Origin of the sequence: Sphingobacterium sp. UBA7253 (assembly GCF_002472745.1) — a bacterium.
Classification (GTDB): domain Bacteria; phylum Bacteroidota; class Bacteroidia; order Sphingobacteriales; family Sphingobacteriaceae; genus Sphingobacterium; species Sphingobacterium siyangense.
In genome coordinates this window covers 24,957-31,888 of record NZ_DKSP01000129.1, presented here as the reverse complement: position 1 = coordinate 31,888, position 6,932 = coordinate 24,957, and the positions used below count along the sequence as shown (strand labels likewise).

Sequence of the window (6,932 nt, the reverse complement as noted above, 5' to 3'; positions counted from 1 at the left end):
CGCTCTTCCGATCTTTCTTCTCCATCATTTATTTAATACCCGGACTTTCTAATAGACACATCCATCCGCCTCAATTACCGCAATGGATCATCTTTGCTATTAAATATTTCTTTTTTGCACAATGTATCTTTTATTGGATTGCCTGTTATAACCTCTTTAAAATACACCAGAAAAACATTCGCCAGCTATCTTCCTATACGGAAAAGATAAACATGGCTTGGTTAAAGTACCTATTGATTGCGCTGTTATTGATGATTGTTGTCCGTCTACTCGCTATGGTTCATTTAGTTTTTAGTGCTGTCGCCCCAATTTTATATTTTATGGGCACAGTGGCACTTGGGTACGCAACGCTAACACAACGGTCAATTTACACAATTGAGTCTACAAAAAACCTCATCAACGAAGCGCAGCATAAAAAGGTTAAAGCCGAGGATCGGCTTACAGTACAACAGGTAGACACATTAAAAGAAAAACTATTACAGAAAACTACAGCTGAAAAGCTATATCTCGACCCGGCTTTAACACTATCGTCTCTCGCTGAGCATATCGGGATCAATCCGCATGATCTTTCCTATATCATAAACAATGGGTTGGAAAAAAATTTTTACCAGTTTATCAACGAGCTTAGAACGGAGGAAGCGAAAAAACTTTTATTATCCAAAGAAGTCAAGCAACTTGATATGTTTGGAATCGCAATAAGGGCAGGCTTCAATTCAAGAACAACTTTTTATGCCAGCTTCAAAAAAGCTACAGGTATTACGCCGACAGAATATATGAAAGTCAATAGTAAACAATCAAACTAACTCGACACAATGAAGTTTGTTCGATTGCATCCATTCGGACGGTTAGCCTATCAAAAAGACCTACTCTTGTATCATATCAACAAAAGAAATTATGATACAATACACCAAACCAAGCGGGTACTCGAGAGCGATCCGCCAATTTTCCAAAGCAACATATGGTCTTCTGGTGGGAGCATGTTGTCTTTTTGCTTCGATTGATACATTTGCCCAGTCCGCCTCTAAAGATAGCCCCCAGCAACAACAGTTGGTTCCGCTAAAATCATTTCAAGGTTACTACCAGCTACCCAATAAAGTAGCTTTCATTGCTTTCGAGGAGCAAGATAACAACCTGTATGCGACACAGCTGTGGGATCAGAAAAAAAGATATCAGCTGGTCCGTAAAGATGATACGCATTTTGAATCCAAAAATGAAGGCTACGCCATAGAATTTTTAAAGGATGATTCCGGCGATTTTAGCCAAACCAAGATACTGGGTAGGATTTTATGTGAGCGCGTGCCATTTGACCCCACTAAAATCGCGAGTTTAACCGCATCTCAACTGAAACAACTTGCAGGAACTTACCTCAAGGTAAATGACAACAACTTTAAAATTCAAATAGATCCCTCCTCAACAGGCCTAACGCTTACTCAATTGTGGGATAACGAAACAATTTCATTTACCCCACGATCGGAATTTTTCTTCCTCAATGATGATGGCACCTTTCCATTGACATTTTCTGTTGCCAATGGAAAGGTGGAGCAAATGCAGTGTTTCGAAAATGATGTTTGGATAAAGACGGACCAATAATCCTATTAAAAAAAATACTATGAACAGATTTATTGCCAGCTTATTCCTGCTGTTGGGTATAGCTCAGCTTAGCGCCCAACAGGTGGCGGATGAACAGTTTCATTATCCCATCACCGATCCGCACCACCGGATCGGTGATGGACCGCTACTCCTATTTGACGAGGCACACAACAATCCGGTTACTTTGAGAGGAGCCTACGCTCCTTTTTCAGATCTCCTTTTGGCGGATGGATATCGCCTCCGAAGTGCTAAAGAAAAAATCTCTTACGATCAATTAAAAGAAGTAAAAATCTATATCAGTATAAATGCCTTATATAATCCGGAAAACTGGAAATTACCCACCTATTCAGCCTTTACCGATCAGGAGATAGAAACACTCAGTCAATGGGTATTTGATGGCGGAAGCCTATTTTTAGTGACCGACCACATGCCTTGTGCCGGATCTGTACAAACGCTTGGTGCGGCATTTGGGATTCATATCGTGAACGGTTTTGCCTTACCTAAGAATGGACGTCCCGAGATCTTCTCAAAGGATAGAGGCACACTGTTATCCAATGAAATAACCACTGGATCAGGTAAAGAAATAGACAGTATCATGTGCTGGGGTGGAACTGGCTTTATCGTACCAACTAAGGCACATATTATTTCTTTATTAAATGAAGAATATGATATCTACCTACCCAATGATGCGAATCAGATAAAAAGACCTATTCCAGACAATATTCCCCGATTGTCGGGCAAAGGGTTTGCAAACGGCGCTTACCTGCAATTTGGGAAAGGGAGAATTGTGGTATTCGGAGATGGTGCTCCTTTTTCGGCACAACTCCATGGCATCAAAAGTGAAAAAAGAGGAATGAACCATCCGGCCGCAAAACAGAATGCTCAATTTTTGCTCAATATAGTTCATTGGCTTGACCAATGACCTGATTTGGCTAGTCTAATGCTGATTCCTCTAGGAATAAATTTGTCATATAATTGATATACGATAGTCGAGTGGACTAATTCTTGTTTTCTTTTTAAACAGTCTGGTTAATGACTGAGGTTGATCAAATTGCATTTTTTTAGCGATTTCAGCTACTGATAAATCAGTTTCAGCAAGTAATTCCTTTGCTATTTTAACAATAAAATTGTCAATATGATACTGTGCTGTATTTTTAGAAGTTTTTAAAGAAACATCATTGAGAAATCGTGTTGTACAATTTAGTTTCTTGGACAATAATGTTAAACTAGGAAGTAAAAACAAGCATTTTCTTTTGTTATCAAAAAGAGTGTGCAGCTCGCTTATGAAATCTTTTTGTAACGCGCTAAACTCATTCAGCTTATCTTCCATTAACTGTTGATAAAACCTTTGCATATGTTGTAAAAGCAAATCAAGATAAGAAATAAGTATTTTAGACTGCGTTTCACTCATGGGCATCTTAGTCTCGAGGTCTATCAGTTCAAAGATATTTTTTATAAGTCTATAATCGTTATTCGATAAGATCATCGATTCCTGAATGGAGTATTCTAGAAACCCAAATTCTTTCAATTTATTTCGCAGACTATATCCTGTAAATAGATCTGAACGGAATGCAAAATAAGCCCCTTCTTTAAAATATCCTCTTAGTTCTTGAACCGGAAAATACTGGCTGCTGAAAAATAATAAGATATGTTGTCCACGATGATCCTTAGTTGAACATCCAAACACAATCAAGAAATATTTATCATCAATCCATCTTTTGGCAGAATCAAAAAATTGCTCCTCATTTCTAAAATTGTCAAAATAATAACTGAAGCTTGCACTGAAAGCATTTTGAAATTCATTATTATTACCTGTATTTATCATATTTTATTTTTTCTTCGAGACTTTGCGCGTTATTTTTTTATTGAATTATTCCCTCAAGAAAAACCCTCTTTAAAACAATATTGTTTGTAAAATAGAGGGATTTCCTAAAGGATACATCCAGCAGCTTCGTTTTCAACGTTATTTCTAACTCTTTTTTTCTAAGATGGCTAAAAAAGCACGTTTGACACCTAAGACTAGCAGTTACTTCTTTTCAGGAACAATTGCTTTACCCGATTTTTCGAGCTCTTTCACAAAATCCCGCCCCCAGTAATGGATATCGTAGTGCTCAATATGCTCGTACAGCCTGCGCGCCCTGACCTGAGCCTCTCCGGGTTCCATGACCAAGGCTTTCAACAGTGCATCTTTCATGCTCTTACGGTCGTAGGGATTGGTCAATATGGCATAAGGCAATTCGACCGAGGCACCTGCAAATTCTGAGAGCACAAGAATCCCAGGAGTCTCCAATAACCCATGGGTCGCAATGTATTCCTTTGCGACTAGATTCAGTCCGTCCCGTAGAGGCGTGATCCAGGCAATATCACTCAGCGCATAGTGTTTGACCACTTCCTCAAAAGGTAAGGCCCTGTAAAAATATTGGATCGGGGTCCAGTTCATCGTTGCATATTTACCGTTGATCTCACCCACGGCCTGATTCACCTGATCCCGAATTTCGTCATAGATCGTCATCCCCTGCGATGGCGGCGTACAGACATTGACCAGTTCGATCTTGCCCCTAAATTCTGGGTATTCGGCCAGAAATTCACCAAAAGCCTGGATTTTTTCCAAGGGACCTTTGACGTAATCCAGACGCTCGATGGATATGATACGCGTTATTCCCGATCCGGCTTTGTTTTCTTTGAGGGCATTGATCTCGGTCTTAACCTTATCATCTGTCAAAATCTGTTCGATATGATCCCTGTTGACCCCCACCGGCTGTGCGCCAAGCCTAATCTGCCGGCCATCTACCTCTATGATCTTGGTCATCTGATCGACGCCGAGCGCACAGCTATAGGTCAGGAACTGATTGGCGACATCAACTTTTTTGACCACTTTAAATGGTGTATGGCTACGGATCACATCCACAAAATTCTCGACATAACGGGGGATATGAAAACTGATAAAATCACAGAGCAGCAGGCTGCCGATAATCTCTTTGCGCCAGGGAATAATATTGAAAATATCTGCTGCCGGAAAAGCCGTATGGTGAAAAAAGCCAATTTTCAGATCGGGGCGCATGGTCTTTAAAAAAGAAGGTACCATCCACAGATTATACTCATGGATCCAGACCAGCGCCTCCTCGTCGGCCTCGCGGGCAATCCGCTCGGCAAAGCGCTTGTTGATCATCAGGTAATGTTCCCAGTCCTCGTGGTTGAATTTTGCCCGGTCAACAAAGGAAAAGATCGTCGGCCAGAACGCCTCTTTGGAGAATACACGATAGAACTTATCGATATCCTCTTTAGACAGCGATAGGGTGGAAGCGACCAGATTAGGATATCGGCTTTCGTCCACCAACTGATTTGGAACCGGCTTTCCGTCCTGCTGGATGACTTCCTCCCCGATCCAAAGACCGGAGCGTCCCTTTTCAAATAAGCCCAGCAGCGAAGGAATGATGCCGTTCGGGCTTCTGGGCGGTACCCTTACCGTCTTACCGTTTACCGACTCCTTTTCAAAAGGCAGCCGATGGTACACCATCACCAGCTGGTCTGATTTTTTGGATTTTCTTTTTTGAGGCAACGATTTTTGTTCCCCGCGGATCAGCTGCTGAAACGGGCGGTATTTGCCCATATATTCCAGTATACCGCCCGCCCCAGCGGCCTCTGCACTGTACGCTGTATCCAACTGATCAATGGCCTGCAGCAGCCCCGGCTCAGATTTTCCGACAGCAACACCACGAAAGCCGATCTCAAACAAGGCCAGATCATTCAGTGTATCGCCAGCTACCATCACATCATCTGGGTCAACGGCCAGAAATTCAACCAGCTTCTTTAATGTTGTCCCCTTATTGACACCTCTGGGGAGCAAGTCCAGGTATTTATCGGCCGAAGTAATAATATCACAGTCATACCTGTCAGCCACCTGCTGCACCAGACTATGGTCAACCCCTGCTTCATAATAAAAGGAGCTGCGGCGCTGCTGCGGCACATGTTGATAATTCAACTGCGGTATTTCCTCCAGCGCTGCCCGGATTGCATAAGTCTGCGGCCATTTTTCCTCAATCTCACTCTGCAGCGGCTCAATCGCTTCCAGGCTATGGCCGTTAACGACTGTGGCGCCCACATCCGCAATAATAAAGTCCGGCACCGGAATGAGCGGATCGCTCAGTAGCGGCAATACCGACTCCAGTCCTCTTCCGGTTACAAAAACCAGCTGCATATTCGGGCTGGCCTTGATCAGTCTATATAATCTGAGGCGGTCTTCCATCTTTCCGCCTAAAAAAGTTCCGTCTAAATCTGTTGCTAATAGCATATTATCTTATATTCCTTTCTAAAAGTTTAAATTCATCAATTGCAGCCATATGGTTGTATAGCACACGGTAGGCTGTCTGTAACAAGGGTAAATTGAGTCCAAGGCTCGTGACCGTCGCCATCAGCCCCTTGGTTGCAACATATCCTTCGGCGACCATGCCCATGAGCTGACGGGCTTCGAAAACCGAATACCCCAGGCCAAGGTATTTACCAAAAGTCCGGTTGCGGCTATGTGCGGAGTAACCCGTCACCAATAAGTCTCCCAAATAGGTAGAGCTGCCCAGCCGGACATGGGGTGCACCGACGGCACGCAGTAGCAGTCCCAGTTCGTCAATGGCATTGGCAACCAGCACCGCCATAAAATTATCACCATAATGCAGTCCTTCGGCCATGCCACAGACAATACCGACCACATTTTTGTAAATGGCTGCGTACTCCACACCCAGGGTGTCGGGACTATAATTCACCTGCATATAGCTTGAAGCAAACCCGTTGGAAATCTTACTGATAAAGGTTTCATTCGGACCGCACAGCGTCATATAGGTTTTCTTGTTCCGCGCGATTTCTTCGGCATGACAAGGCCCTGCAATGATCGCCTGCTGAAAATCTTTCAGTTCAAAATACCGGGCGAGATAAGCACTTGGGAGCAGATTGTCAGGGCCGACGGTCCCTTTGATGGCGGTGATGATAAATTTTTCAGCAAGGTCCTCTTTGGGGATTGCGGCGCAAACACTGTCCAGATGCGCACTGGGCACGACGAAAAGAATTACTTTCGATCGAGCCACGATCTCGTCCAGCTGATCGGACGCATAAATTTTTGTATTGTCAAGTTTTAAAAACGATAGGTAGTCAGGGTTAATAGCATCCTGGTTTATCGCGCGCACCTGCTCGGAACGCCGCATGTACCAGTTGGTATAAATGCTATTTTCTGTCAAAATTTTAACCAGGGCCGTGGCCCAACTCCCACCACCTATCACACTAATCTCATTCAAATCGTTGGGGGTTTTAAAGACGCGAAACAGAAAATTTTCGCCGTCGGGTTATCTATTAAT

6 protein-coding genes are annotated in these 6,932 nt (G+C 43.1%); 3 read left to right on the top strand and 3 right to left on the bottom strand.

The genetic code is table 11. From position 1 onward, the window contains the following. From B2X72_RS13315 to B2X72_RS13305, 3 genes are all read left to right on the top strand, one after another. Window positions 1-803 (top strand): helix-turn-helix domain-containing protein (locus tag B2X72_RS13315; RefSeq protein WP_286849858.1); only part of this gene is annotated, 803 nt, incomplete at its 5' end. 91 nt (window positions 804-894) lie between these two features. Next, window positions 895-1,590, top strand: coding sequence for a hypothetical protein (locus tag B2X72_RS13310; protein ID WP_286849856.1), 696 nt, complete (start codon window positions 895-897; stop codon window positions 1,588-1,590). A gap of 19 nt (window positions 1,591-1,609) precedes the next feature. After that, entirely contained in the window at window positions 1,610-2,512 is a 903-nt protein-coding gene (locus B2X72_RS13305) for a hypothetical protein (protein WP_286849854.1), read from the top strand. Between the two features lie 45 nt (window positions 2,513-2,557). Here the strand turns inward: B2X72_RS13305 and B2X72_RS13300 are convergent, their stop codons facing one another. The 3 genes from B2X72_RS13300 to B2X72_RS13290 form a co-directional block, all read right to left on the bottom strand. Further along, window positions 2,558-3,415 carry a helix-turn-helix domain-containing protein gene (locus B2X72_RS13300; protein WP_286849852.1) on the bottom strand — a complete coding sequence of 286 codons (858 nt, stop codon included), beginning with the start codon at window positions 3,413-3,415 and terminating at the stop codon, window positions 2,558-2,560. Window positions 3,416-3,616: 201 nt separating this feature from the next. After that, the gene (ggpS, locus tag B2X72_RS13295) at window positions 3,617-5,881 is read right to left on the bottom strand and encodes a glucosylglycerol-phosphate synthase (protein WP_286849850.1); all 2,265 of its coding nucleotides are present in this window, start codon (window positions 5,879-5,881) and stop codon (window positions 3,617-3,619) included. Between the two features lies 1 nt (window position 5,882). Continuing rightward, window positions 5,883-6,872: an NAD(P)H-dependent glycerol-3-phosphate dehydrogenase gene (locus tag B2X72_RS13290; RefSeq protein ID WP_145330715.1), complete on the bottom strand. Its 990-nt coding sequence runs from the start codon at window positions 6,870-6,872 to the stop codon at window positions 5,883-5,885. Window positions 6,873-6,932: the final 60 nt, after the last annotated feature.

What these genes read in the sequence shown, in the direction of transcription:
- B2X72_RS13310 (WP_286849856.1), top strand. Translation starts at nt 895, where the DNA reads ATGATACAATACACCAAACCAAGCGGGTACTCGAGAGCGATCCGCCAA.
- B2X72_RS13305 (WP_286849854.1), top strand. Translation starts at nt 1,610, where the DNA reads ATGAACAGATTTATTGCCAGCTTATTCCTGCTGTTGGGTATAGCTCAG.
- B2X72_RS13300 (WP_286849852.1), bottom strand. Translation starts at nt 3,415, where the DNA reads ATGATAAATACAGGTAATAATAATGAATTTCAAAATGCTTTCAGTGCA.
- ggpS (WP_286849850.1), bottom strand. Translation starts at nt 5,881, where the DNA reads ATGCTATTAGCAACAGATTTAGACGGAACTTTTTTAGGCGGAAAGATG.